General features: G+C 60.3%; 23 protein-coding genes. 9 read left to right on the top strand and 14 right to left on the bottom strand.

All coding sequences use genetic code 11. The features are described from left to right. Position 1: 1 nt before the first annotated feature. From LUN51_RS09945 to LUN51_RS09925, 5 genes are all read right to left on the bottom strand, one after another. Positions 2-547 carry a 4-vinyl reductase gene (locus LUN51_RS09945; RefSeq protein ID WP_277811123.1) on the bottom strand — a complete coding sequence of 182 codons (546 nt, stop codon included), beginning with the start codon at positions 545-547 and terminating at the stop codon, positions 2-4. A gap of 171 nt (positions 548-718) precedes the next feature. Next, positions 719-1,696, bottom strand: a complete 978-nt coding sequence (locus LUN51_RS09940) for a dipeptidase (protein WP_277811122.1) — start codon at positions 1,694-1,696, stop codon at positions 719-721. Positions 1,697-1,878: 182 nt separating this feature from the next. After that, on the bottom strand, positions 1,879-3,009 hold the full coding sequence (locus LUN51_RS09935; protein WP_431355569.1) for a GlxA family transcriptional regulator: 1,131 nt from the start codon (positions 3,007-3,009) through the stop codon (positions 1,879-1,881). A gap of 223 nt (positions 3,010-3,232) precedes the next feature. Beyond that, positions 3,233-4,090 (bottom strand): S-formylglutathione hydrolase, encoded by an 858-nt coding sequence (gene fghA / locus LUN51_RS09930; RefSeq protein WP_110062488.1) that lies wholly within the window; start codon positions 4,088-4,090, stop codon positions 3,233-3,235. 129 nt (positions 4,091-4,219) lie between these two features. Further along, positions 4,220-5,329, bottom strand: coding sequence for an S-(hydroxymethyl)glutathione dehydrogenase/class III alcohol dehydrogenase (locus tag LUN51_RS09925; RefSeq protein WP_277811121.1), 1,110 nt, complete (start codon positions 5,327-5,329; stop codon positions 4,220-4,222). Positions 5,330-5,475: 146 nt separating this feature from the next. Between LUN51_RS09925 and LUN51_RS09920 the strand changes: the two genes are divergently transcribed. Continuing rightward, positions 5,476-6,360, top strand: coding sequence for a LysR substrate-binding domain-containing protein (locus tag LUN51_RS09920; RefSeq protein WP_277811120.1), 885 nt, complete (start codon positions 5,476-5,478; stop codon positions 6,358-6,360). 28 nt (positions 6,361-6,388) lie between these two features. On the opposite strand, the gene LUN51_RS09915 is transcribed toward LUN51_RS09920, so the two are convergent. Next, positions 6,389-7,126 carry a Crp/Fnr family transcriptional regulator gene (locus LUN51_RS09915; protein ID WP_277811119.1) on the bottom strand — a complete coding sequence of 246 codons (738 nt, stop codon included), beginning with the start codon at positions 7,124-7,126 and terminating at the stop codon, positions 6,389-6,391. Positions 7,127-7,303: 177 nt separating this feature from the next. After that, positions 7,304-8,683, bottom strand: a complete 1,380-nt coding sequence (locus LUN51_RS09910; protein WP_277811118.1) for an L-serine ammonia-lyase — start codon at positions 8,681-8,683, stop codon at positions 7,304-7,306. A gap of 138 nt (positions 8,684-8,821) precedes the next feature. On the opposite strand from LUN51_RS09910, the gene LUN51_RS09905 reads away from it, so the two are divergent. Next, complete coding sequence (locus tag LUN51_RS09905) at positions 8,822-9,763, top strand: LysR substrate-binding domain-containing protein (RefSeq protein ID WP_277811117.1); 942 nt, start codon at positions 8,822-8,824, stop codon at positions 9,761-9,763. A gap of 154 nt (positions 9,764-9,917) precedes the next feature. Next, positions 9,918-11,564 (top strand): BCCT family transporter, encoded by a 1,647-nt coding sequence (locus LUN51_RS09900; protein WP_097022681.1) that lies wholly within the window; start codon positions 9,918-9,920, stop codon positions 11,562-11,564. Positions 11,565-11,644: 80 nt separating this feature from the next. On the opposite strand, the gene LUN51_RS09895 is transcribed toward LUN51_RS09900, so the two are convergent. Beyond that, positions 11,645-12,370: a 3'-5' exonuclease gene (locus tag LUN51_RS09895; RefSeq protein WP_040244364.1), complete on the bottom strand. Its 726-nt coding sequence runs from the start codon at positions 12,368-12,370 to the stop codon at positions 11,645-11,647. Between the two features lie 7 nt (positions 12,371-12,377). Further along, a complete protein-coding gene (locus LUN51_RS09890) occupies positions 12,378-14,285 on the bottom strand; it encodes a DUF294 nucleotidyltransferase-like domain-containing protein (protein WP_277811116.1) in 1,908 nt (635 codons plus the stop codon). 176 nt (positions 14,286-14,461) lie between these two features. Here LUN51_RS09890 and LUN51_RS09885 point away from each other — a divergent pair, with 176 nt between their 5' ends. Continuing rightward, entirely contained in the window at positions 14,462-15,106 is a 645-nt protein-coding gene (locus LUN51_RS09885; RefSeq protein WP_277811115.1) for a hypothetical protein, read from the top strand. Between the two features lie 73 nt (positions 15,107-15,179). Here the strand turns inward: LUN51_RS09885 and rpoD are convergent, their stop codons facing one another. The 3 genes from rpoD to rpsU all read right to left on the bottom strand — a co-directional run bounded on the left by rpoD (position 15,180) and on the right by rpsU (position 19,457). Beyond that, positions 15,180-17,024, bottom strand: coding sequence for an RNA polymerase sigma factor RpoD (rpoD, locus tag LUN51_RS09880; protein ID WP_277811114.1), 1,845 nt, complete (start codon positions 17,022-17,024; stop codon positions 15,180-15,182). Between the two features lie 219 nt (positions 17,025-17,243). Beyond that, positions 17,244-19,088 carry a DNA primase gene (dnaG, locus tag LUN51_RS09875; protein ID WP_247639286.1) on the bottom strand — a complete coding sequence of 615 codons (1,845 nt, stop codon included), beginning with the start codon at positions 19,086-19,088 and terminating at the stop codon, positions 17,244-17,246. A gap of 153 nt (positions 19,089-19,241) precedes the next feature. Further along, complete coding sequence (gene rpsU / locus LUN51_RS09870; protein WP_040244373.1) at positions 19,242-19,457, bottom strand: 30S ribosomal protein S21; 216 nt, start codon at positions 19,455-19,457, stop codon at positions 19,242-19,244. 231 nt (positions 19,458-19,688) lie between these two features. Here rpsU and tsaD point away from each other — a divergent pair, with 231 nt between their 5' ends. After that, on the top strand, positions 19,689-20,720 hold the full coding sequence (gene tsaD, locus LUN51_RS09865; RefSeq protein WP_247639285.1) for a tRNA (adenosine(37)-N6)-threonylcarbamoyltransferase complex transferase subunit TsaD: 1,032 nt from the start codon (positions 19,689-19,691) through the stop codon (positions 20,718-20,720). Here tsaD and LUN51_RS09860 read toward each other — a convergent pair. Beyond that, positions 20,701-21,327, bottom strand: coding sequence for a glycerol-3-phosphate acyltransferase (locus LUN51_RS09860; RefSeq protein ID WP_277811113.1), 627 nt, complete (start codon positions 21,325-21,327; stop codon positions 20,701-20,703). The two genes, tsaD and LUN51_RS09860, sit on opposite strands and share 20 nt — an antisense overlap. 150 nt (positions 21,328-21,477) lie before the next feature. Here LUN51_RS09860 and folB point away from each other — a divergent pair, with 150 nt between their 5' ends. From folB to LUN51_RS09840, 4 genes are all read left to right on the top strand, one after another. Further along, complete coding sequence (folB, locus tag LUN51_RS09855; RefSeq protein WP_277811112.1) at positions 21,478-21,831, top strand: dihydroneopterin aldolase; 354 nt, start codon at positions 21,478-21,480, stop codon at positions 21,829-21,831. Continuing rightward, positions 21,828-22,346, top strand: coding sequence for a 2-amino-4-hydroxy-6-hydroxymethyldihydropteridine diphosphokinase (gene folK / locus LUN51_RS09850; protein WP_277811111.1), 519 nt, complete (start codon positions 21,828-21,830; stop codon positions 22,344-22,346). Before folB ends, folK begins: the two co-directional genes overlap by 4 nt. Positions 22,347-22,483: 137 nt before the next feature. Next, a complete protein-coding gene (locus LUN51_RS09845; RefSeq protein ID WP_277811110.1) occupies positions 22,484-23,950 on the top strand; it encodes an ATP-binding protein in 1,467 nt (488 codons plus the stop codon). A gap of 19 nt (positions 23,951-23,969) precedes the next feature. Continuing rightward, positions 23,970-24,656 (top strand): response regulator, encoded by a 687-nt coding sequence (locus LUN51_RS09840; protein WP_277811109.1) that lies wholly within the window; start codon positions 23,970-23,972, stop codon positions 24,654-24,656. Between the two features lie 103 nt (positions 24,657-24,759). On the opposite strand, the gene LUN51_RS09835 is transcribed toward LUN51_RS09840, so the two are convergent. Beyond that, entirely contained in the window at positions 24,760-25,047 is a 288-nt protein-coding gene (locus tag LUN51_RS09835; RefSeq protein WP_277811108.1) for a hypothetical protein, read from the bottom strand. Between the last annotated feature and the right edge of the window lie 198 nt (positions 25,048-25,245).

Genomic DNA, 25,245 nt, shown 5'->3' with positions numbered 1-25,245 from the left:
CTCAGCCGGCGGATTGGGAGCGGGGCGAGACCTGGAAGCGGCCGACATCGCAACCCGGCTCGGCGGCGCTTTGAGTCTGCTCGGCGACGGTGCGCAATTCACTGCCTTGCGCGGAGAGAATCTGATCCATCGCACCGGCAAACCAGCCGGTAAACATGTACTCGACCTTGCGACCGACCTTGCCGAGCTGATAAACGAAGGCGCTATCTTCCAGGCGTACGCGGGCGCTACCCGTGCCGAGATCGAACGCCTCGGTGAAGAAGCGCCCCCAGCCCCGTTGCGAGAGTCGCTTCATGTAATGTTCGAAGACCTCCACGCCTTCCAAGCCATGGCATTCGGCTTCTTTCTCGCACCAGTACCAGGCGCTCTTGTAGCCGGCCTGGTAGAGGATCTCGGCATAAGCCGCGGCACCCAGCGCTTCTTCGACGGCCAGGTGGTTGTTGATAAAGAAGTGGCGCGGCACGTAAAGCATGGGGAGCGCATCGGTGGTCCACACGCCGGTCTCGCTATCCACTTCGATTGGCAATTCGGGAGCCATCTTGGTCACGGTCGTATTCCTCGAGATCGTTGTCTTGGCGCTTTTGCTGGCTGGGGCTTTACGGCGGCAGGCCTGGAGGAGGCGCTGTGGATACATCCCTGTACGCTACCGATTCCATCCCTGGAATCGGACCTCCTCTTCGGCCTCCCTCGGCGCCCCTTATATGCAGAAGTGTTGCTCTCAGGCGCCCCATACCTCTTTCAAAACACGCATCCAGTTCTCACCCATGATCTTGCGCACCTGGCGCTCGCTCATGCCGCGTCGCAAGAGCGCCTCGGTCAGGTTGCCGAACTCGCCGATGGTGCGAATGCCCTCAGGGTTGATGATGGTCCCGAAGTTGGTCAGGCGCCGGGCATAGCCCTTGTCGTGGGTAAGCCACTCGAAAAAGGCTTGATCCTGACCCTGAGTGAAGTCGGTACCGATGCCGATGGCGTCTTCGCCGACGATGTTCATCACATATTCGATGGCTTCGACGTAATCGTCGACAGTGGCATCGACCCCGGCACGCAAGAAGGGGGTGAACATGGTCACGCCGACGAAACCGCCATGTTCGGCGATGAAGCGCAACTCCTCGTCGGACTTGTTACGGGGGTGTTCCTTGAGGCCGGACGGAAGGCAATGGGAGTAGCAGACCGGCTTTTGCGATTCGAGGATCACTTCTTGTGAGGTCGTGGCCCCAACGTGGGAGAGATCGCACATCATACCCACGCGATTCATCTCGGCGACGATTTCGCGGCCGAACCCGGACAACCCGCCATCACGCTCATAGCAGCCGGTGCCGACCAGATTCTGGGTGTTGTAGCACATCTGCACGATACCCACGCCAAGGCGCTTGAAGACCTCCACGTAACCGATCTGATCCTCGAAGGCATGGGCATTCTGGAAGCCATAGATGATCCCGGTCTTGCCTTCTTCCTTGGCGCGGGTGATATCAGCGGTGGTATGTACGGGCCGCACCAGGTCGTCGCACGCCGCGAGAAGCGCATTGGTCTTGACGATGTTGTCGACGGTGGCCTGGAACCCTTCCCACACCGAAACGGTGCAGTTGGCGGCGGTCAAACCGCCCCGGCGCATGTCCTCGAGGAGTTCACGGCCCCATTTGGCGATAATCAGGCCATCAATGACGATGGCGTCGTCGTGCAGTGATTGCGCGTTCATGAGTCTCGCTCCGGGGTTGGCTTTATGCGGCCAGCATAGCCCTGCCCCCCAGGCCGCCGACGCTTGGAAGCGACGAGGAAAATTCCAAATGCGTCACGCCTTGGCATCGGCCTTAACGCAAGGAGGCCGCCCGATGATCGAGCGGCCTCCTTGGGGTTCAAATATTGCGATGATGATGCACGCTATCTCAAACGCACACTCGCGTAGGTGGGTTCGCCTTGCGCCTGGGCCAGAGCCTGCATCGCACTGGAGGCACGCGGCGCGACGTAGGCGTCGTCGTGCCCTCCCGCCAGGGTGGCGGGCGACAGCGTCACGCTGGCACTGTTGATGCGCGTCACGCGTTCGTCGCGGGGTGGCGTGCCGAAGTATTCCCGATAGCACTTGGAAAAATGCGGCGTAGAGACGAACCCGCACACCGAGGCGATTTCGATGATCGACATTGAGGTTTGCCTGAGCAGTTGCCGGGCTCGGGTCAACCGTAGCTTGAGATAGTAACGCGACGGCGAGCAACTCAGGTATTTCTGGAATAAGCGCTCGAGCTGACGCCGGGAGACATCCACGTAGCGCGCCAGTTCGTCGAGGGCGATGGGCTCTTCCAGGTTGGCTTCCATCAGCGCGACGATCTCGAGCAGCTTGGGTTGACTGGTGCCCAGCACATGTCGCAATGGTATGCGTTGCTGGTCCTGCTCGCCGCGCACGCGGTCGCAAATAAACATGTCGGAGATCGCCGCCGACAATTCGCGGCCATGATCGCGGGCGATCAGCGTGAGCATCATATCCAGCGGAGCGGTTCCGCCGGACGCCGTGGCACGGTCGCGATCGATCGAGAACAATCGAGTCGTCAAGGTGGCACGCGGATAGGCTTCTTGCGCGGCGGCCTGGAATTCCCAGTGAATGCTACATTCGTAGCCATCGAGCAACCCCGCCTTGGCCAGCGCCCAACTACCGGTACAGAGCGCGCCTATGCGTCGCGACTGACGCGCCTGTGTCTGCAGCCACAGCACATGTTCGCGCGTGACATGGCGCTGGATGCCGACGCCGCCGCAGACGAACACCATATCGAGTTCCAGGGGGTCGTGCATGCCGTTGTCGGGGGTAATGAGCAGGCCATCGCTGGCACGTACCGCCTCGCCGTCCGCGCTCAAGGTGGTCCATTGGTAGAGTTCGCGCCCGGCGAGCTGGTTGGCCATGCGCAGCGGTTCCACCGCCGAGGCCAACGAGATCAACGTGAAATTATCCATCAACAAGAAGCCCACGCGCAGCGGCGCATCGGGGGCGGTAGGCGGCGCGGGACGATCGCTCGTCATGGCCATCAGCGGTTCTCCTCGGGTCACGTTCGGAGCCACTGGTAGTGCTTCACCAGGGGTGTATTGTCATTGTAGGAAGTCAGGTCCAACGCCTTGAGTGTGACGAGAAGGCGCCCCCTCAACGTATCTAAAAGCGTCGTCTCACGCTATCAAAAACGACATCCCTCTGGTGTTTTCAAAAAAATGCCCCGCGCCAGTATATCTGGGCGGGGCATGGATGGCGCAGCATCTAACGCTTTCGCTGTAGATGCTTGGCGTGGTAGCGCAGGTGCTCTTCGATGAAAGTCGCGATGAAGAAGTAGCTATGATCGTAGCCCGGCTGACGACGGAGTGTCAGCGGATGATCATGCTTCTCACAAGTAGCTTCGATACGCTCAGGCATGAGCTGTTCGTCGAGGAAGTTATCCGCTTCGCCCTGATCGATGAACAAAGGCTGGCGCGAGGCCCCCTTGGCAATCAGTTCGCAGGCGTCGTATTGCGTCCATTTGCCATGATCCTCGCCAAGATAAGCAGTGAAGGCCTTCTGCCCCCAGGGTGAGACGATGGGATTGACCACCGGGGCGAATGCCGAGACCGAGGCGTAACGTCCAGGTTGACGCAAGGCCAGCACCAGCGCGCCATGACCGCCCATGGAATGTCCACTGATGGCTTCCCGCCCGTTGAGCGGGAAATGCTGACGTGCCACCGAAGGCAGCTCCTCGGTAACGTAGTCGTACATGCGATAGTGCTTGGACCACGGCGCCTGATTAGCATTGACGTAGAAGCTCGCGCCGGAGCCGAAGTCATAGCTATCGTGCTCACCGGGGAGATCGGTGCCGCGAGGGCTGGTATCTGGACAAATAATGGCCATGCCAAGCTCAGCTGCCACGCGTTGCGCGCCCGCCTTTTGCATGAAGTTTTCGTCGTTGCAGGTCAGTCCCGAGAGCCACCACAACAATGGCACCTTGTCGGTTTCCGCCTGAGGCGGCAGATAAATGGCGAAGATCATATCGCAGTCGAGCGCACGTGAGTGGTGCTTGTAGCGCTTCAGCCAACCGCCGAACGACTTGGTGGCGGAGACCAGCTCCAGCGATTCGGACATGGTCATGGTTCTCTCCCTAAGAAACCGACGGCATCGAGCCGCCGGCGGATGGAACGACGTCGGGGCGCGCCCGGCCGCGACGAATCACCACAGGCACATACCAAGCGCCTGTCGCGCGGTACCGGGCGCGACGAATCAATAGTGCAGCACGGTACGGATGCTCTTGCCGGCGTGCAGCAACTCGAACGCTTCGTTGATCTCCTCGAACGCCATATCTTGGGTGACGAACTCATCGATCTTGAGCTTGCCGTTCATGTAGTCGTCGACGTAGCCCGGCAGTTCGCTGCGGCCCTTGACGCCACCGAAGGCGGAACCCTTCCAGACGCGCCCGGTGACCAGTTGGAACGGCCTTGTGGAGATTTCCTCGCCGGCCCCGGCCACGCCGATGATGATCGACTCACCCCAGCCCTTGTGGCAGCACTCCAGCGCCGAGCGCATGACGTTGACGTTGCCGATGCACTCAAAAGAGTAATCGACGCCGCCATCGGTCAGGTCGACGATGACCTGCTGGATCGGATCGCTGTAGTCCTTGGGATTGACGAATTCCGTCGCCCCGAACTGACGTGCCAGGTCGAACTTATCGGGATTGACGTCGATGGCGATGATCCGGCTCGCCTTGGCCATCTGCGCGCCCTGGATGACGGCCAGGCCGATGGCACCGAGCCCGAACACGGCAACAGTGGCACCCGGCTCGACCTTGGCGGTATTCATCACCGCGCCGATGCCCGTGGTGACACCGCAACCCAGCAGGCAGATCTTGTCCAACGGCGCCTCGGGCGAGACCTTGGCCAGCGAGACTTCCGGCAGCACGGTATATTCGCTGAACGTCGAGCAACCCATGTAATGATGCAGCGCTTGGCCGTTTTTGGAAAAGCGCGAGGTGCCATCGGGCATCACGCCTTTGCCCTGTGTCGCGCGAACCGAGCTGCACAGGTTGGTCTTGCCCGAGAGGCAGAACTTGCACTGGCCACACTCGGCGGTATACAGCGGAATGACGTGATCGCCAGGCTTGAGGCTAGTGACGCCCTCACCGACTTCCTGAACGACGCCTGCCCCTTCGTGGCCCAGCACCGCTGGAAAGTTGCCTTCCGGATCGGCCCCGGAGAGGGTGAAGGCGTCGGTATGGCAGACGCTGGTCGCCTTGATCTGCACCATGACCTCGCCGGCCTTGGGGCCTTCAACGTCGATCTCGGCAATCTCCAGCGGCTTGCCGGCTTCCCAAGCGATGGCGGCGCGTGATTTCATCAGGCATTCTCCTTCGTCGATCGTGGCGGCGCCCGATGCGCCAGCATAGGCAGTCTAGGCGCGCGTGGTTAACCCCACCAGTCTAGGCAGTTGGCACGCTTGGATAAATGCTTACGACGTCACAACATTATTGCCGTGGAGCAACAATGCAGCGCTGGGATCGCATCGAAGCTTTCATCGAAGTCGCCCGCTTGGGTACGTTTTCCGCCGCTGCGCGGCATCTGAAAGTTTCCACCTCACACGTGAGCCGCTCGATTGGGCAGCTCGAGAGTCAGCTCGGCACGACGCTTTTGTATCGCACCACGCGCCAGACGCGACTCACGGACGCAGGCTCTCTCTACTACCGGCATTGCCGCCACTTGTTCGATGGCTTTCGCGAGGCCGAGGAAGCCATCGTCGACTTCCAATCGCGTCCCAAGGGCACATTGCGGCTGACCTGTGCCACCACGTTCGGCGAGCGCTACATCGCCCCGCTGGTCAACGATTTCCAGTGCTTGCACCCGCAGCTCGAAGTCGACATGCACTTCACCAACCGCCAGGTCGAGTTGATCGAGGAAGGCTTCGACGTTGCCATCCGTATGGGCGTTCTGCGTGACTCGAGCCTGATCGCGCGGCGGTTGTGCGAGCGTCGCGAATACGTCGTCGGCGCGCGGGAATACTTCGAGCGCGCCGCACCGCCACATTCGTTGGCCGAGCTGTCTCATCACAACTGCCTGCGCGGCTCTCGCGATAGTTGGCTGTTCGAGGTCAACGGCCAGCGCCGGGAAATACGTATCGAGGGCCGCTGGCGTGCCAATTCAGGGCCGGCACTGCTCGATGCGGTATTGAAGGGCCTAGGGCTGGCGCAACTGCCAGACTACTACGTGGCGCCGCACTTGGCGCAGGGGCGGCTAGTGTCGGTACTCGATGCCTATCAGTTCACCGACACTGCGGTGTGGGCAATCTATCCGCGCCACCGACACCTCTCACCCAAGGTGCGTCAGTTCGTCGACTTTCTGGTCACACATTTGCCGAATACGCTACAAGCCTGACTCGCCCCCCTTGCGACGGCCTCGCGGCTCATTCTCCCGAGATTGGCCCCAGCCCATCACGCAGATACCGCCCAGCGAATTCGGCCTCGCTGGCTACAGCATCGGGATCGAGCAGTTCGACCCACTGGCGCTCACGGATCAACAGTCCATCCTCGCGGAACCCGCTCAACGTCCGGCTGATATGCACCGAGGTGAGGCCCAGCGCGTCGCCCAATTGCTGCTGCGACAGCGGTAGACGGAAACGCCGCGTAGCGTAAGGCATAGTACGCTGCAGGCGCAGGTACATCTCGTAGATCAGATGCGCCACTTTTTGACGTGCACTGCGCCGCGCCAGATTGACCAGACGTTCGGTCAGTAGGGCTTGCTGTTGCGAGGATAAGGCGAAGAAAATCATCGATAGAGTAAAGGACTCTCGAAACACTTCGAGTAAACGGCGATGAGGAAAATCGCAGACGACGCCATCGTCAATCATCATTACCCCGGCCAGACGCTCTTGAAAGGCGAATTCACGCAGGCCGATGATATCCCCCGGCAGGTAGATTTCCAAAATCTGGCGCGAGCCGTCTTCCATGTCGCGGAAGGAATACGCCCAGCCCTTCGAAAGCGTGCAGAAGCGCCCCGCCGGATCGTCGGTTTGCCATAGAGCCTCCCCGCGCTCGACCTCGCGCGGCTCGCGTTCGAGCGAGTCCAACAGGGCTTCGTCACTGTCGCTGAGATCCGCATAATGCCGTAAATGGCGGATGATACAGCTATCGTTTTCGCTCATGAGCGGCCTTCTTGTCTGATCTCGTCGGGAGTCTTGGGCAGGGCACCGAGCCTATCCCGGTCACCCCAGGCGCACTATCTTCCCACGAAATAAAACCATAGAAGACCACGCGGTGCGATCTCGAATCAAAAAAGGACGCCACGCGGGCGTCCAAAGGGTTGATCGAACGATTCTGCGTCAGCATTCGATGGCGTTCACCGCCAGGCCACCGCGTGAGGTTTCCTTGTACTTATCCTGCATGTCGGCGCCGGTATCACGCATGGTACGAATGACGCGATCGAGGGATACGAAATGCTCTCCGTCGCCCCCCAGCGCCATCTGCGCGGCATTGATCGCTTTCACCGAGGCGATGGCATTACGCTCGATGCACGGCACCTGTACCAGGCCGCCGATGGGATCGCAGGTCAATCCCAAGTTGTGCTCGAGGCCGATCTCGGCGGCGTTCTCAACCTGTGCTGGCGTCCCCCCCATCACCTCGGCGAGCCCGGCGGCGGCCATCGCACAGGCCGACCCGACCTCTCCCTGGCAACCGACCTCGGCGCCGGAAATCGAGGCATTCTTCTTGCACAGAATGCCGATGGCGCCCGCCGTCAGCAGGAAGTCAACGACATCGCGTTGGCAGGCGTCGGGCTGAAACTGCATGTAATAGTGCAATACCGCTGGGACGATACCCGCTGCACCGTTAGTCGGCGCGGTCACCATGCGCCCACCGGCGGCGTTTTCCTCATTGACGGCCAGGGCAAAGACATTGACCCAATCCATGGCCGAAAAGGTCGAGGCGATCACGCTGGTATTGTCGCTGGCTGCCTGCAAGCGCCGATGCAGTGTGCTGGCCCGGCGTTTGACATTGAGTCCACCGGGCAACACGCCATCATGGAGCAAGCCGTTGTCAACGCAGGCCTTCATCGCCTCCCAGATACGCCATAGCTCGTCGCGAACGTTTGCTTCATCGCGCCAGGCCTTCTCGTTTTCGAGCATCAACTCGCTGATGCGTAGCCCATGCGTGCGGCACAGCAGGAGTAGCTCCTCCGCCGTGGCGAAATCAAACGGCAGCATGGTGGTATCGGTATCCAGCGCACCGCTGGCGGCCTGCGACTCGTCGACAACGAAGCCGCCGCCCACGGAGTAATAGGTATTGCGATACAGCTCTTCGCCGTGGGCATGGGCGATGAGGCGCAACGCATTGGGATGATAGGCAAGTGGCTCTTCATGCCATTGCATGTCGCGTTCCCAGGGAAACGAGATAGGATGTTGGCCAGCCAGCAGCAAGGTCTGCGATTCACGTAGCTCCTCCATACAGGCGGGCATGATCTCGGGGTCGATGGTGTCGGGACGTTCGCCCATGAGCCCCATAACCACCGCCTGATCAGTGCCATGCCCTTTGCCAGTGGCACACAGCGAGCCATGCAAGTGCACTTCGATGCGCGTGACGCGTGTCAGCCAATCATGCGAGCGCAGCGCATCGATGAAGTCGCAGGCCGCACGCATGGGGCCGACCGTATGCGAACTGGACGGTCCAATTCCCACTTTAAATAGATCGAACACACTGATTGCCATGCGTGACACCTCGAACAGTCTTTATGTATCAAAATTACTAAACGAACTTGTTAGCAGCTCGATTTAACTTTAGCTTGAAGCCAGCCTGGATGCCGGGCAACGGAGAATAATTCGATCAAGCTTTAGAATGGCTAAATCATGAGCCGTACTCTGCACGCCCAAACCCACGCCTGGCTCAAGGTCTTCGCGATCAGCGCGCGACACCTTTCATTCACCCGGGCCGCCGAAGAACTACACGTCACCACTGGCGCGGTCAGCCAGCAGATCAAGCAGCTCGAGGCACGGCTGGGCTTCAAGCTCTTCCGGCGCCTACCACGACGCTTGGAACTCACCGATGAGGGCCAACGCCTGGCTACGGTGGTCGATCAGGCCTACGATGCAGTGGGGATGGAGGTGCGTCGCCTGCGTACGGGGGTCATGAGCGGCGTGCTGCGCTTGCGTTGTGTACCCTCTTTTCTCGCCAAGTGGCTGATGCCACGACTGACGCGCTTGCAGGCACGCTTTCCCGACATCGAGTTGCATGTCGCTTCCGAGGACAGCAACCTGTCGCTGCGTGAAGGCGAGTTCGAGCTGGCCATCGACCTCAACGATGGGCGCTACGCCGGCTTCCAAATCACGCCACTGATGGATGAAGAGATCTTCGCGGTCTGCTCGCCGCAGTTACTCCGCCGGCGCCCGCCACTGGTGCGCCCGGAGGATCTGGGCTACTACCCACTGCTGCATGACGTTACCGCGTGGCGCGGCAGTCACGATTACGCCGAATGGGAGCACTATCTGCATGCGCTGGGCGACGAGTCGGTCAACGTGCGACGTGGCTACACCTTCAATCGCAATCACTTGACCGTGGAGGCAGCCATCGCCGGCATGGGCGTGGCGATTGCACGGCGTACGCTGATTACCGATGAGCTCGACACTGGCGCACTGATCGCGCCCTTCACTGGCACCGTGGCCACCGGCAAGCGCTATGGTTTGGTCTATCATCCGGGGGCGCTGGACGACCGCCGGGTGCGCGCCGTGCACGACTGGATCGTCGAGGAAGCGGCACGCAGCGGCGAATCTGGAATTCGCTCACACACGTGAGACGCTTTTGCGAAACGCACCGCGAAAAGTTTAAGGTCTTAATGGCAAAAACGACTCAACTATGCAGACTTCTTAAGTACAATGCGCTAACTGCCGATAAGGCATATCTCGCGTCAATGACGCAATCGACGCTTACCTGAGACGGAGAATTCTCATGGACAAACGTTCGCAGGACGATACTGCCAATGAGCCAAATGAAGGCTCAGAGGGTATTCCGGCTCCGGAGGGGCCGGCAAACCTGATCGATACTGATTATGTAATAGGTCAGGACAACATCACCTCCACGAAGTTCGGTATCGACTTCGACCTACACGGCAAGGTGTTCACGATCTCCTCCTTGGTGATCTTGTTTTTCGTCATCGTGACGCTGGCATTTCAGAACCAGGTAGCACCGGTTTTCAATGCCATGTTCTCGTTCTTGACGGGCAACCTGGACTGGTTCTTCATTCTTGCCGCTAATATTTTCGTGGTACTCGCCGTCGTACTGATTTTCACTCCACTGAGCAAAGTCCGCTTGGGCGGCGCCAACGCCACGCCGGATTTCAGCTATGCCGGCTGGTTCGCCATGCTGTTCGCAGCAGGGATGGGCATCGGCTTGATGTTCTATGGCGTCTCCGAGCCGCTTACCCACTTCGGGACCTCGCTTGCAGGCGACGGCGGTGCCCCTCTGGGCGGTGCCGAAGGCAACGCGCAAGCGGCGGCACAGTTAGGCATGGCGGCAACGATTTTCCATTGGGGCCTGCATCCCTGGGGGATCTATGCCATCGTCGCCCTATCGCTGGCGCTGTTTTCCTATAACAAGGGCCTGCCACTGACCATGCGCTCGATCTTCTACCCGATCCTGGGCGAGCGCGTTTGGGGATGGCCCGGCCATATCATCGATATACTGGCGGTCTTTGCCACACTCTTCGGTCTGGCAACCTCGCTGGGTCTGGGTGCGTCACAGGCCTCTGCAGGACTGCACTACCTGTTCGATACGCCCAACACCAACGTCACCATGGTGGTACTGATCCTAGGTATTACGCTGGTGGCGCTGGGCTCGGTACTCGCCGGGGTCGACAAGGGCGTGCAACGTCTTTCGCAGCTCAATATGGCTCTCGCCTTCCTGCTGCTACTCTTCGTGATCTTCGTCGGGCCGACGCTACTCATTGCGACAGGGTTCTTCGAGAACCTACTCGGTTACGTCAAGAATCTCCCCGCTCTCTCCAACCCCTTCGGCCGTGAGGATACTGGCTTCACGCAAGGCTGGACGGCTTACTACTGGGCCTGGTGGATTTCCTGGTCTCCGTTCGTCGGGATGTTTATCGCTCGTGTCAGCCGTGGCCGTACCGTCCGTGAATTCCTGATCGCGGTGCTGCTGGTACCGACACTGGTATCGATCCTGTGGATGACCGCCTTCGGGGGCACTGCCATCGATCAGGTCGTTTCCGATGGTTACAATGGAGTGCAGGACGCCGCACTGGAGCTGCAACTGTTCACCATGCTCGGCCAGCTACCGCTGACGGCGATCACCTCTTTCGTGGGCATCGTGCTGGTGATGGTCTTCTTCATCACCTCCTCGGACTCGGGCTCGCTGGTCATCGACTCGATCACTGCCGGCGGCAAGGTCGACGCACCCAAGCCTCAGCGCGTTTTCTGGGCCTTGATCGAAGGCGCAATCGCTATCGCCCTGCTGCTGGGAGGTGGCCTCACCGCACTACAAACGGCGGTCATTACCACGGGCCTACCTTTCACGCTGGTCTTGCTGGCGGCTTGCTACGCCATCATCAAAGGCTTGATGAGCGAACCGCGCAGCGCGTAACGCGACGTTACTATTTGCAATATGAAGAAGGCGGCCTACGGGCCGCCTTCTTCGTTTAAAACATCTCTAACCTGTCGATCCTAGTTCCATACCTCGCGAAGTGGCGTCTCGGGACTGTAGCGATGAGCAATCTGGGCTTGTAGCAATTCGGCAGTCGCCAGGGCATCGATCAAGGCATGATGTGCCTGATAGGGCGGCAAGCCATAGCGCGTGCGGCTATCAGGCAGGCGAATCGACGCTGGCGGACGCCCCAGCCAGCGCCGTAGACGTGCCCACCACGACTGACGGTGCAGACGCGCCTCCAGCGACATGGTATCGATCACGGGGAAGTGGATCCCCTCGCCACGTCTCGCCTTGACGGCCGCGTTCAGGAAGGTGCGCTCGATATGACGGTAATGCACCACGACGATGCGCCCGGCCATCGCGGCCAATAATTCATCGAGAACATCATCAAGGTCAGGGGCCTGCTCAATCTCGCTATGGGTAATATGGTGAAAGGTGATCGAGCGCTCATTGAGGGGACGTGGCGGCCGCACGACCCAGTGATGCCGCTCGGCGAGCCGTATGCGCTGTAGATCGAAAGGCACCACGCCGATGCTGACAATGGCGTGACGCTGCTCATCGAGGCCAGTGGTTTCCATGTCCATGGCCAACATCGGCACGTCACCGATTGGAGTCTCCGGCGCGGGCACACCGACATCGAAGTAGCGTTTCAATGCCGTATCATGCGCCTGCTCGCGACGCGCCATAAAATAATCCGTCCATTTCGACGGCTCAGGGTGACGGCGTGAAAGCAGTGGCTTCATTCAAATATCAGCGCTTTTGTGAAGGCATGGGATAACGGAACTTCAGGAATTTCTGAGCATTGCTCAGAACCTGAAAGGCGTCCTTGAGGTTGTGGCGCTCGTTATCCGAGACGTTTTCAGGCTCAATGTTATTGTCCGGTTCACGCTCTTCCTGGATATCGATGACCTGGTGACGAATTCTCACCATGGCGATAAATTCCAGGGCGTAGCGAATACGCTCCCCGGAGTGGCCCGCGAGCAAGCGAGTTTTGTTGATATCCTCGAGACGGTCGAAGGAATTTTGCGCACGTGAGCCGCAGGCCAGGGCATGCACACGGATCAGGTCGACCAAAGGCGCCGTGCCGCGTCGCTTGAGATTAATCGTGTTGTTCTGTTCGCCGTCTTTTTCCATCACGAAAGTACGGAAAAAACCGAGCGGAGGCGTACGGTTCAACGCATTACGTGCCATCGCGGCCAGAAAACGTGGACGCTGAGAGGCGCGTCCAGCGACCAGGTCTTGCAGACGCTCGACGAACGCCTCGTCTCCATAAACACTATCGAGATCGAAAAAGATGGAACTGTGCAGCAAGCGCTCGGGGCTAGGATCGTCGATCCAGTCGCGGAAATATTGCTGCCACACATATAACGGCTGACGCCAACGCGAATTGGTAGCCATGACGTCACCCTTGCAATAGCTATAACCACATGCCGCCAACCCATCGCTGACGCGTTGTGCCAATGTCAGGAAGTACGCGTCGTGCTGCTCGGGGTCGAAGCTATCATCGAGCACCAGGGCATTGTCCTGGTCGGTGACGATGGATTGCTCATTGCGCGCCATGGACCCCAATGCCATGAAGCAATACGGCACCGGTGGCGGCCCCAATTCCTCCTCGGCCAGCTCCAGCAAACGCCGCGTGAACGAGCGTCCGATGCTCGACAACGAACTACTGACCATCTGTGAGTTATCGTCCTCATTGACCATGCGCACGAAGGCTGCACGCACATCGAACCTCAGGGGCGCCAGGCTTTCGACATTGGGTTGGCGAAAGATATTATCCACGAGATACAGGCTGCTATTGGTCTCGTAACGCACGATATCAGATAGATGCAACACGCCCACCGGGCGCCGCCGATACAGGACAGGCAGGTGATGAATATTGTTGCGCAGCATGCGCAGCATCGCTTCATACACCGACTCGTCGGACTGAATGGTGATCGGGCGCTCGTCGATCAACTCACCCACCGTGGTGCTCGTCGGTCGTCCCTCGGCCAGGACACGGTTACGTAAGTCATGATCGGTGAGGATACCGACCATGCGGCGCAGTTGCCCGTCCTCATGAGTGAAGGCATGAGAATCGTCCGGTGTTTGCGGCGCCCCCAGCACCAGCACCGAGGAGGCATTGTGCTCGCCCATGCGCTGCGCCGCTTCCTGTACCGTGGCATCGCTTTCCACCATCACCGGTGCCCGGGTGGCCAGCTTACGTACCCGCGTCACCAGCATCTCGTGGCTTTTGCGCTGCTGGTCGACGGTAGACTCCAGGCGCGGACGTTCGACTTCGACGAAATCGGCGAAGTTGTCGTCCGCCTCGCACAAGTGTTGAAACGCCGCAAGAGGAATGAAGTAGATCAGCGTATCTTCGATCGCTCGGGCCGGGAAACGTACGCGTCGATCCCTGAGCAAGTCGAACTGACCGAAGATATCGCCTTCGCTGAGGCGGTTGTAAAGATCGCCATTGCGGCGATAAAGATCGATAGCGCCACTACGAATGTAGTGAAGATACTCGACTGCATCTCCGTGGCGGTAAATATCGGTCTCGGCCTTAAAATACCCAACCTCGACCTGACCGGCCAGCTCATCGAGCAAGTCATCAGATAGCTGCTCGAAGGGCGGAAATTGCGCCATGTGCTGACGAACCTCCAGCAATTCTACTTGCATGCGACCGCTCTCCGGCAATGAAGGACAATACCGTTAGTCTGAGATTCTACCCAGGTTCTGTAAAGGACTACCTTGAAGATCGGAAACGGTGTTTCTTAAGAGTCGTTTCCCTGCTAATATTCAACATTCATCGATGCCCTAATCACCGTCGCTTCGACGCACGCCAGAGACTACGTATGACGCATTCGCCCCTGCCTCCCGAAGCCACTTTTGGCTTCAAGGCGATCTGCCTTCGCGCACTTTGCTATATCTTGATCGTCGCCGGCATCATGCAACTGGTCATGCTGGACGCTCAGTCCGGTGTCGGCCAGTTCTCCGAGTCGTCATTGACCGAGCTCACGCAGTCGGCTTTGCTGCTGCTCAGCTCATTGCTGATGGTCTACATATATCGCCATCCCGACGCCATTCCTCACGTCAGCTTGTTGCTCGGCGCGTTCCTGTTCGCCTCCTTCGTTCGAGAAAACGACGCCTGGCTGGACGACTACGTCTTCGATGGCGCCTGGCAAGTAATCGTGACCCTAATCGTGCTGCCGGCACTGTTTGTGGTAATTCGCCATCGACATGCCTTTGCCGAGGAGTTCAAGTCGATCTCCAACAGCCTTGGCTTCGGGATGTTCGCCGCCGGCTTCCTCACAACGTATGTGTTCTCGCGGCTTTACGGCCGTTCGGAATTCTGGGAAGCCATGCTGGGCGACCACTATCAGCGCGTCATCAAAGATGCCGCCGAGGAAGTGACCGAGCTTGCCGGATACATGCTGCTCTTTTTTGCTTGCATCGAGCTGCTGCTACTGGTGCGTCGACGCTTCCGCCGTCATGGCTGAAACGACCGCCTTCATACATGAGGTATAAAAAAACCCGCGAGCTCACTCGCGGGTTTTTTGGATCTCGCCTCGCTCACTCGTCGAGGAAAGTCCGCAAAGGTTCGGAACGCGACGGATGACGTAGCTTGCGCAGCGCCTTGGCTTCGATCTGGCGGATACGCTCACGAGTCACGTCGAACTGTTTGCCGACCTCTTCCAGTGTGTGGTCGGTGTTCATATCGATCCCGAAGCGCATACGTAGCACTTTGGCTTCGCGCGCCGTCAAACCGCCCAGCACGTTGCGGGTTGCTTCGATCAGGCCCTCACCAGTGGCCAGGTCGATCGGCAGCAGCATAGTGCCATCCTCGATGAAATCACCGAGATGCGAGTCGTCATCGTCGCCGATCGGCGTTTCCATGGAGATCGGCTCTTTGGCGATCTTGAGCACCTTGCGAACCTTGTCCTCCGGCATCTCGAGGCGCTCGCCTAGCTCTTCCGGCGTCGGCTCACGGCCCATTTCCTGCAGCATCTGGCGCGAGACGCGGTTGAGCTTGTTGATGGTCTCGATCATGTGCACCGGAATACGAATGGTGCGTGCCTGGTCGGCGATGGAGCGCGTGATCGCCTGGCGAATCCACCAAGTGGCATACGTCGAGAACTTGTAGCCACGACGGTATTCGAACTTGTCCACCGCCTTCATCAACCCGATGTTGCCTTCCTGAATGAGATCCAGGAACTGCAAGCCGCGGTTGGTGTACTTCTTGGCGATCGAGATGACCAGGCGCAGGTTGGCTTCGACCATTTCCTTCTTGGCACGACGCGCCTTGGCCTCGCCAATCGACAACCGACGATTGACCTCTTTGATGTTCGTGACCGGCAGGCGCACCATTTCTTCCTCGAAGCCGATCTTGCGCTGGGAACGCAGAATATCGGCACGGAACGGCTCGAGGCGCTCGGCGTACTTGGCATGCTTGGTCAGGAAACGGTCCAACCATTCGAGGTCGGATTCGGCGCCAGGAAAGGAGCCGATGAAGGTCTTGCGCGGCACCTTCGCCTGCTTCACGAAGACCTGCATGATGGCCTTTTCCTGACTGCGGATCTGCTCGATGCTGATGCGTACCTGCCCCACCAGACGCTCGAAGTGCTTGGGCACCAGCTTGATCGGCGAGAACAGCTCGGCAAGACGCTCTTGCTCTTGATTCGCGTCAGACGACCCCAGACCGTGTTTGTCGATCGCAGCCTTGGCACGCTCGTTCTGTTCGCGAATCTGCTCGAAACGTGCTTTCGCTTCCTCGGGATCCGGGCCGCCGCCGGTTTCTTCTTCCTCGGCATCGTCAGCGTCTTCGGGAGCCTCACCGTCCACAGCACTTTGCTCGGGCTCGGGCTCCGGAATTTCCGCCTCGGCCACACCCGGGATCCCTTCGTCAGGATCGATGAAGCCCGAAAACAAGTCGGAAAGCCGCCCCGGCGCTTCCTCGTCCTGGGTGGCGTCATAAGCCTCGAGGACGGAGTCCACGGCACCCGGCAGATAAGCCAGCGAGGACATCACCTCGCGGGTACCTTCTTCGATGCGCTTGGCGATCTCGATTTCGCCTTCGCGCGTCAACAAGCCCACCGTGCCCATCTCGCGCATATACATGCGCACGGGATCGGTAGTGCGCCCGACGTCGCTCTCTACCGCCGCCAAGGCAGCGACAGCTTCTTCCGCCGCCGACTCATCGGTAGATTGGTCGGACATCATCAGGGTATCTTCGTCAGGTGCTTCCTCGACGACGCTGATACCCATGTCGTTGATCATCGCGATGATGTCTTCCACCTGATCGGGATCGGCGATATCCTCGGGAAGGTGGTCATTGACCTCCGCATAGGTCAGGAAGCCTTGTTCCTTACCCTGGGCGATCAACTCCTTCAGACGTGACTGCTGCGTATTTCCAGCCATAGAAACCCTATCTCGACAATGGAGCACCTGGAAGCGCACGGATCGAAACGCTGCTAAGCCTGCCAGTATAGCCGCTAAGGGCATTTTACTGCCAGTGTCGTATTTGTCTTGTCATCCAGGTGTGCTAGTGTGTTCGGCTACCCTTTTCGATATTGCCTATTAAATGGCGACGTTTTGCGCCAATTCAACCCGTCGCGGCAGGCATCTCTCCCACGACCGTCATGTTGGGCGAGCTCCGCCTTTCAACTCCGTCAGTAACGTCATGAGCTGGGCCCGCTCTTCACGGGAAAGACGCTCTCCATGCCGCTCGCGCGCCAACAAAGCATCAATGGCTTCCTGCGGCGAACGCTGCGAATGGCGTTGGCGCAACCCGTCGACCAGACCTTCCACCTCGGCGCCGCGTGCGTCGCGTGGCATCAATAGCTCCCGACGCGCCAGCCAGGCGAGTCGCTCACCTTCAGGCGTGCCATGAAAATGCGCCAGCAGGACCTGGGCGTTGCGATAGCCCCCCGCGCGGATCAAGCGCACCACTTCGTGGCACAGCGCACCATCGCCCTCGTCGTCGGGGCACCAATCGAGCGATTCAGGCAAACGACTCACCAAGCCAGGCTCATGCACCAACAAATGCAGCAAGCGACCGACGAGACTCAGAGCACCACGCCGGCTATCCGACACCCCCTCTCGCGGACTCGTCGTCTCAGGAGGCGATCCCTCCTGCGCCTCAGCGAGACCAGACTCTTGGATGCCATGCGTCTTATCGGCACGCGCCAGCAATGCCTGAAAGTTCGCTTGTTCGACGCCCGTGCGCTGCGAGAGTTCGCGCAACAACAGCGATTTCAACACGCCCTCAGGCAGACGCTCCAAGGCACGTAATACCGTGGTAACGAAACGCTCACGCTCTTCAATATGCTTGAGATCACGCCCCTCGGCCGCCTGGTCGAAGAGAAACTCCGAAAGCGGCGCGGCACACAAAACCCGATTCTCGAAGGCCTCGCTGCCTTCACGGCGTACCAGAGTGTCCGGATCCTCACCTTCAGGGAGAAACAGAAAGCGCACCTGGCGCCCGTCGATCATCGACGGCAGCACTGTCTCCAGCGCGCGTCGTGCCGCCTGCCGCCCGGCCTGATCCCCGTCGAAACAAAACACCACCTCGCCCACCAGGCGAAACAGACGCTGCAGATGGTCTTCGCTAAGCGAGGTCCCCAGGGTCGCGCAGGCGTTGCGAATTCCGAATTGGGCCAACGCCACGACATCCATGTAACCCTCGACGACCAGCATGCGCTCCAGTCGCGAGTTGGCCTGACGCGCTTCGTAGAGGCCGTATAGCTCGCGCCCCTTGTGAAACACCGGCGTCTCGGGCGAGTTCAAGTACTTGGGCTTGGCGTCCCCGAGCACGCGCCCACCGAACGCGATGGTGCGCCCCTTCCAATCGCGGATCGGAAACATCACCCGGTTGCGAAAGCGGTCGTAGCTACGCCCAGAGTCCTCGCGATGCACCAGCAGTCCGTATTCGATCTGCACCGCATCGCTGATGCCGCGCTCGCCCAAATGACGTTTGAGCGCCTCCCAGCGGTCCGGGGCGAAGCCTATCCCGAACTCGCGCACGATATCCTCAGACAACCCGCGACGCTCGAGATAATCACGTGCGTCACTGCCCTCCGTCATTGCCAGGCGTTCTCGGAAGAAGCTCGCCGACAACTCGAGCAGGTTGACTGCCTCTTCTCGACGCTGCTCGCGCTGCTGGGCACGCGGATCGTCATCGCCTTCACGAGGCACGTCCAGTCCCAAACGCGACGCCAACTGCTCGATCGCTTCGGGAAAGCGCAGGTGGTCGAACTCCATCAAGAAGCGCAGCGCATTGCCGTGCACGCCGCAACCGAAACAGTGATAGAACTGCTTCTCGGCACTCACGGTGAACGATGGCGACTTTTCCTGATGGAAGGGGCAAAGGCCTGAGTAGTTGCGACCTGCCTTCTTGAGCTGAACGCGTTCGCCGACGATCTCGACCACGTCGGTGCGAGCCAGCAAATCATCGATGAAGCGTTGAGGTATCTGTCCAGCCATGGCGGGGAAGCGCTCGACGAAACGTTGTCTGTATCGCGGAAATCACGGAGCCAGGCATCGCGGAAACAGCGGGGTGGGAAAAACAAGCGGCCACCTGATGGCAGCCGCTTGGCGTCCCTCTAAGAAGCGGCCGAAGCCACTTCTAGTACGGAATCAATACAGCCGTTCGAAACGCTTGCGCTCGCGCTGCAGCTTCTTGGCATGACGCTTGACCGCCGCAGCAGCCTTGCGCTTGCGCACTGCGGTGGGCTTTTCATAAGTCTCACGACGACGGACTTCGGAGAGAACGCCGCCTTTTTCGCAAGAACGTTTGAAACGCCGCAGTGCGACGTCGAACGGCTCGTTGTCACGTACTTTTACAGAAGGCATTAACCAATCACCTACCTTTAGGAAAGATGAGTTCGGATTGAACGCACACCTAGTCAGCCAAGGTTCAACTAATGCCGAACGGCATGACGGGTGCACGACCCAGTCTTGCAGAACACAGTATTCTAGTCGCCGTAAGATTGCTTTGCAAAGCCTTTACCCCGGCCCCTGCCACGCACGCCGCGAAAAGCGTAGAATAGCGGGCTTCACGGGATAGCGGGGAAATGACGACACATGCGGGTATTGGGCATCGAGACCTCCTGCGACGAAACCGGCGTCGCCATCTACGATACCGAGCGCGGCCTGATCGCCGATGCGCTGCATAGCCAAATGGCGATGCATGCCGAATTCGGCGGTGTGGTGCCGGAACTTGCCTCGCGCGATCATACTCGCAAATTGCTGCCGCTGATTCGCCAGGTGCTCGGCGACGCCGAACTGCGCGGCGACCAGCTCGACGCCATCGCCTACACGGCAGGCCCCGGCCTGGTCGGCGCACTGATGGTTGGCGCCTCCACCGCGCATGGCCTGGCACGTGCCTGGGACATCCCGGTACTCGGCGTGCACCACATGGAGGGGCACCTACTGGCACCGATGCTCGAGGATACGCCTCCTGACTTTCCATTCGTGGCGTTACTGGTCTCGGGCGGACACACGCAGCTCGTCGAAGTACACGGACTCGGATGCTATCGCCTGCTCGGCGAGTCGGTCGACGACGCCGCGGGCGAAGCCTTCGACAAGGCCGCCAAGATGCTCGACCTTCCCTACCCCGGTGGCCCACAGGTGGCCAAGCTCGCCGAGCACGGCGACCCCAAGCGGTTTCGTTTCCCGCGCCCCATGACCGATCGCCCGGGGCTCGACTTCAGCTTCTCCGGGCTCAAGACACATACCTTGACCACCGCCAGAAAGCTCCAGGAAGCCGGCCCCCTCAGCGATCAGGATCGCGCCGATATCGCTCGTGCCTTCGAGGAAGCCGTCGTCGACACGCTGGTCATCAAATGCCGCCGAGCCCTCGATGCCACGGGGCTCAAACGTCTCGTCGTGGCCGGCGGCGTCAGCGCCAACTACCGCCTGCGCGAGCGTCTCGACCATGAAACCGCCAAGCGCCAGGCGCAGGCTTTCTATCCGCGTGGACGTTTTTGCACCGACAACGGCGCGATGATCGCCTACGTCGGCGCACAACGCCTACTTGCCGGTGAGCGCGACGACGCAACCATGCAGGCGACGCCACGCTGGCCACTGGCAACGCTCACTCCTCCGGCGGCCTGACGTCACCCTCGCGCGAGGCGCGCGAAAGCCCTGATTCATCGCCCTGCCCCAAGCGGCGAATATTCCAGGCATGGCGCACCAGCACCAACGCCGAGAAGACGCTCACCACTAGCGTCGCCTCGCGCGCCAGCCAGTAGCTGGTCAGGGGGGCGATCAACGCCGCGGCCAACGACGCCACCGCGGCAGTACGCGAGCGCCACGCCAAGAGTGCCCAGCACAGGGCGCAAACCCAGGCCACTGGCGTCGCGATCATCAGCAGCACGCCGAAAGCACTGGCCACGGCCTTACCGCCGCGCCCACGATGCCACGCTGGATAGCTGTGTCCCACCAGCACCGACAGTCCTATTGCACCCTGTATCCATAGCGGTAATGCCTCACGCTGCGCTATCCACAACACCGGCATCGCCTTGATCGCATCAACCGTCAGCGTCAAGGCAGCGGGCACCGCCCCATGCACGCGCAAGACATTCGAAAACCCTGGGTTGCGCGATCCTGCGTAACGCGGATCCCGCCGCCCCAGCGCACGACACACCCAGACGGCACCGAGCAGCGAGCCACTCAAATAGCCGACCACCACCAAGGCAGCGACAGGCAAGACTGGAGACATGGGTTGGACTCCCTCGTGGCGCGGGCACACCAATGCATAGGCCCCGCCCATGATTCTGCCACTTCCATGACGTACAATCTAAGGTTTGCAATGTCGTGAGGCGCTGGCCAAGCTTCGCCGCATGAACACCCGACCTAATGAGGATACGCCGTGGATCACGTGCTGATCGAGGCACTGGAAGTGGACACCGTCATCGGTGTTTACGACTGGGAGCGCACCCTTCGCCAGCGGCTGCGGCTGGATCTCGAACTGGCGACCGACATTCGCCCCGCCGCACAGCGAGACGATATCCAACTGACGCTCGACTACGCCGCCATTAGCGAGCGTATCGGCGCATTCGCCGAGGCCCATCAATTCGCGCTGGTCGAAACCTTTGCCGAGCGCTTGGCCGATACCTTGCGCCAGGAATTCGCCATCACCTGGCTCCGCCTGACCGTTCGCAAGCCCGGTGCGGTCGCCAATGCCGCAAGCGTAGGCGTACGCATCACGCGGGGCCAGGCATGACACAGATCACTGTCAGCATCGGTAGCAATATCGATCGCGAGCGACACGTTCTCGCCTGTCTCGACGCTCTCGCCGACACCTTCGGGGATGTGCGGGTGTCGCGTATCTTCGAAAGTGAACCGGTCGGCTTCGAGGACGGGCGTAATTTTTATAACCTCGTCGCCGCGTTCCATTCCTCCCTCTCGGTCGGCGAGCTGCAAGCTTGGTGCAAGCAAGTCGAGGCCAACAACGGGCGCCTGCCAGGCAGTCCCAAGTTCAGTCCACGCACCCTGGATATCGATCTGCTCACGGTGGGCGATCAATGCGGCCATATCGAAGGCGTCGATCTCCCGCGTGACGAGATTCTTAAGCATGCCTTCGTGCTACGGCCACTCGCCGAGTTGCTACCGGAGACGCCGCATCCCGAGACGGGACACCCCTATGCCGAGCTGTGGGCCCAATTCACGAGCGGCGACCAACATCTGTGGCCCGTGACCTTCACCTGGCGTGGCCGCACGATCTCGCACCCGGACTGACACCTCGGTACCGGGCCGTGTGATGCACACTACTTGCACATTGCGTGACGGTTTCTTGCGCCGGCGTCCAGCATGATGCTCTTACCATCAGGTCATGCGCCCGCGCCACGGCCGTTTCGTTCCTCGAGAGTCGTCCCATGAAACACTGGCTGCGTTTCAAGCGTCCCCGCATCGCGCGCATCAGCCTCAAACTGTTCGCCGCCATCCTGCTGACCAACGTATTGATCGGCGGCATGAGCTTCCTGCTCATCGCCCGCAGTCTCGACCAAGGCTTCATCGACTACTTGGAGCGCACCCAAGCCAATCGTGCCGACACCCTGGCCACCGCGCTCGCCGAACGTTGGCAGGAACATGGCAACTGGCATTGGCTGCGCGACGATCCACGCGCCTGGCACCGCCTGGTACGTAACCAGCTCTGGCCAGGCGAACGCCAACCGCCCAGCGGCATCGACCGCGAATTGAGCGACGCGCGGGATTTCGTGGTACTCGATGCCGAGGGCGAAGCCATCATCGGCCGCCCACTGCCACCCGGCAAACCACCTTCCGATGCAGAACCTCCTCCGCAGCCCCGCTTCATCGACATCGAGCATCAAGGTGAGGTCGTCGGCCGTCTCGGCTATCTCCCCCCTGCGCAGCTGATGGCGCGCATGGATCGCATCTTCCTGCAGCGTCAGTTGCGCAACATGACGATCATCGTCGCTTCTCTGTCGGTGGCCTCGCTGCTGCTCGCTGCGGGCCTAGCCTGGTGGCTAGGGAGGCGTGCCCGCGATATGACCGCAGCTACCCGTCGTATGACCCAGGGCGACTTCGCCGTGCGGCTTCCCGAACGCGGCCACGACGAGCTTTCCCGCCTGTCCGCCGACTTCAACGTGCTCGCCGAGACACTGGACGCCAATCGTCGTAACCGCCAGCAGTGGGTCGCCGATATCGCTCATGAATTGCGCACGCCAATGGCAGTCCTACGCGGCGAAATCGAGGCGATCGAGGATGGCGTGCGCCCGCTTGGCGAAGAGACACTCGCCTCGCTTGCCCAGGAAGTGACCCAGCTCGAACGTCTGGTCGACGATCTACGCCTACTCGCCCAGAGTGACGCGGGTGCTCTGGATATCTACCTGGCTCCGCATGACCTGGCAGATACGCTAGGGGCACGACTCGACGAGGCACGCGGCTGGTTGAATGCACGTGGAATCACGCTCGATGCAGAGATCGGCACCGTCCCGGCGCCGATTCGCGGCGACCCACAGCGGCTGCGTCAATTGTGGAATAACCTGCTGAGCAACACCTGCGCCTACACCGACGCCCCGGGCCAGCTACGCATACGTCTCGAGCGTCATCCCGATCACCTGCGCCTGACCTGGGAAGACAGCGCCCCCGGCGTCACCGAAGACTTACTACCGCGCCTGACCGAGCGCCTGTACCGTGTCGAGGGCTCGCGCAACCGTCGCAGCGGCGGCAGCGGCCTGGGTCTGGCGATCGCCAATGCGTTGGTCACGGCGCATGGCGGTACGCTGACCCCCTCGGCGTCGCCGCTTGGTGGGCTTCGCTGGACACTGACCTTTCCGGTACGTCACGGCGATGATGTCCTCGATCACGACACGCCATGAGCCAAGCCTGGAGACAGTCATGAACGACACCATCCTGATCGTCGAAGACGAACCCAAGATCGCGCGCCTGGTCGCCGACTACCTCCAGCAAAGCGGTTACGCCACGCATCACCTGGCACATGGTAACGAGGTCATGCCCTGGCTCGCGCACCATGCCGCCCCCGCCCTGATACTGCTCGACTTGATGCTGCCCGGCACCGACGGCATGACGCTGTGCCGACACATCAACGACGATTACCCCTCGCTGCCCGTAATCATGTTGACCGCCCGGGTCGAGGAGATCGATCGGCTACTCGGCCTGGAGCTGGGCGCCGACGACTACATCTGCAAGCCATTCAGTCCGCGCGAGGTCGTGGCGCGGGTCAAGGCCGTGCTCCGCCGCCTGCAACCACGCCACGAGGAAGCGACCGGCGCCCCACCCCTGCACCTCGATGAAGACGGCTGGCGCGCGCTGGCCCAAGGACACGACCTCGGCCTGACCGCCGTCGAATTTCAGTTGCTCAAGGTCATGATGCACGCCCCGGGACGGATCTTCTCCCGCGACCAACTGATGGATCATATGTATCGCGACCATCGCATCGTCTCCGAGCGCACCGTGGACAGCCACGTCAAAAAGCTGCGCCGCAAGATTGCCGACGCCTACCCCGAGCGCGACATCATCCACTCCGTCTACAGCGTCGGGTACAAGTACCAGCCCGACGCTTGAATCTCCCTACCACCAACACAATAAAAAGCCACCCGCCTCGAAAGGTGGGTGGCTCTTGCATATCCGTTCAGACGGCGCCTTGGCGACACCGTCAATCAGCACCTTACCAATCCGCGCGATGACCGATCTGCTGCTGCTCCTGTGTATCGCTGGGCAGGTCGGTCTGCTTGGTGTTATGCACTGAAATGTAGTGCCGTGCCTTGGCGATGCCCACGCTGTCGGCGCCTGAGGTATCGAGCTGCTGGAAGCTCACGGATGCCTGATCGGCACCCTGGTTGGCCTGCAGCGACTCATGATTAACGTGCAGCGCTTCAGCGGAGGCAATGCTAGCTTGAGCGGCAACCGGCAGAGCGGCGAGTGCGACGGCGGCAATAAGGGTACGTACTTGCATGATGGATCTCCTTGCGTGTTCATGTTCGCTTGCGAACGTTGAGTAAAATATATAGCAAGCTAACAATAAACGCAATAATAGATTTGGCAATCGCCCCTATAGCCGAAATCTATATGCCAATAAAAGTCACGATGCAGTCGTTTTTCCTCCTTAAAGCGCTTAGAACAGCATCAAGCGCAAACCTCCTTCTGGAGCCTA

The organism is Chromohalobacter canadensis (assembly GCF_029544075.1).
Classification (GTDB): domain Bacteria; phylum Pseudomonadota; class Gammaproteobacteria; order Pseudomonadales; family Halomonadaceae; genus Chromohalobacter; species Chromohalobacter canadensis_A.
The sequence above is the reverse complement of the archived record's forward strand: the minus strand, read 5'-3'. Positions and strand labels throughout refer to the sequence as shown.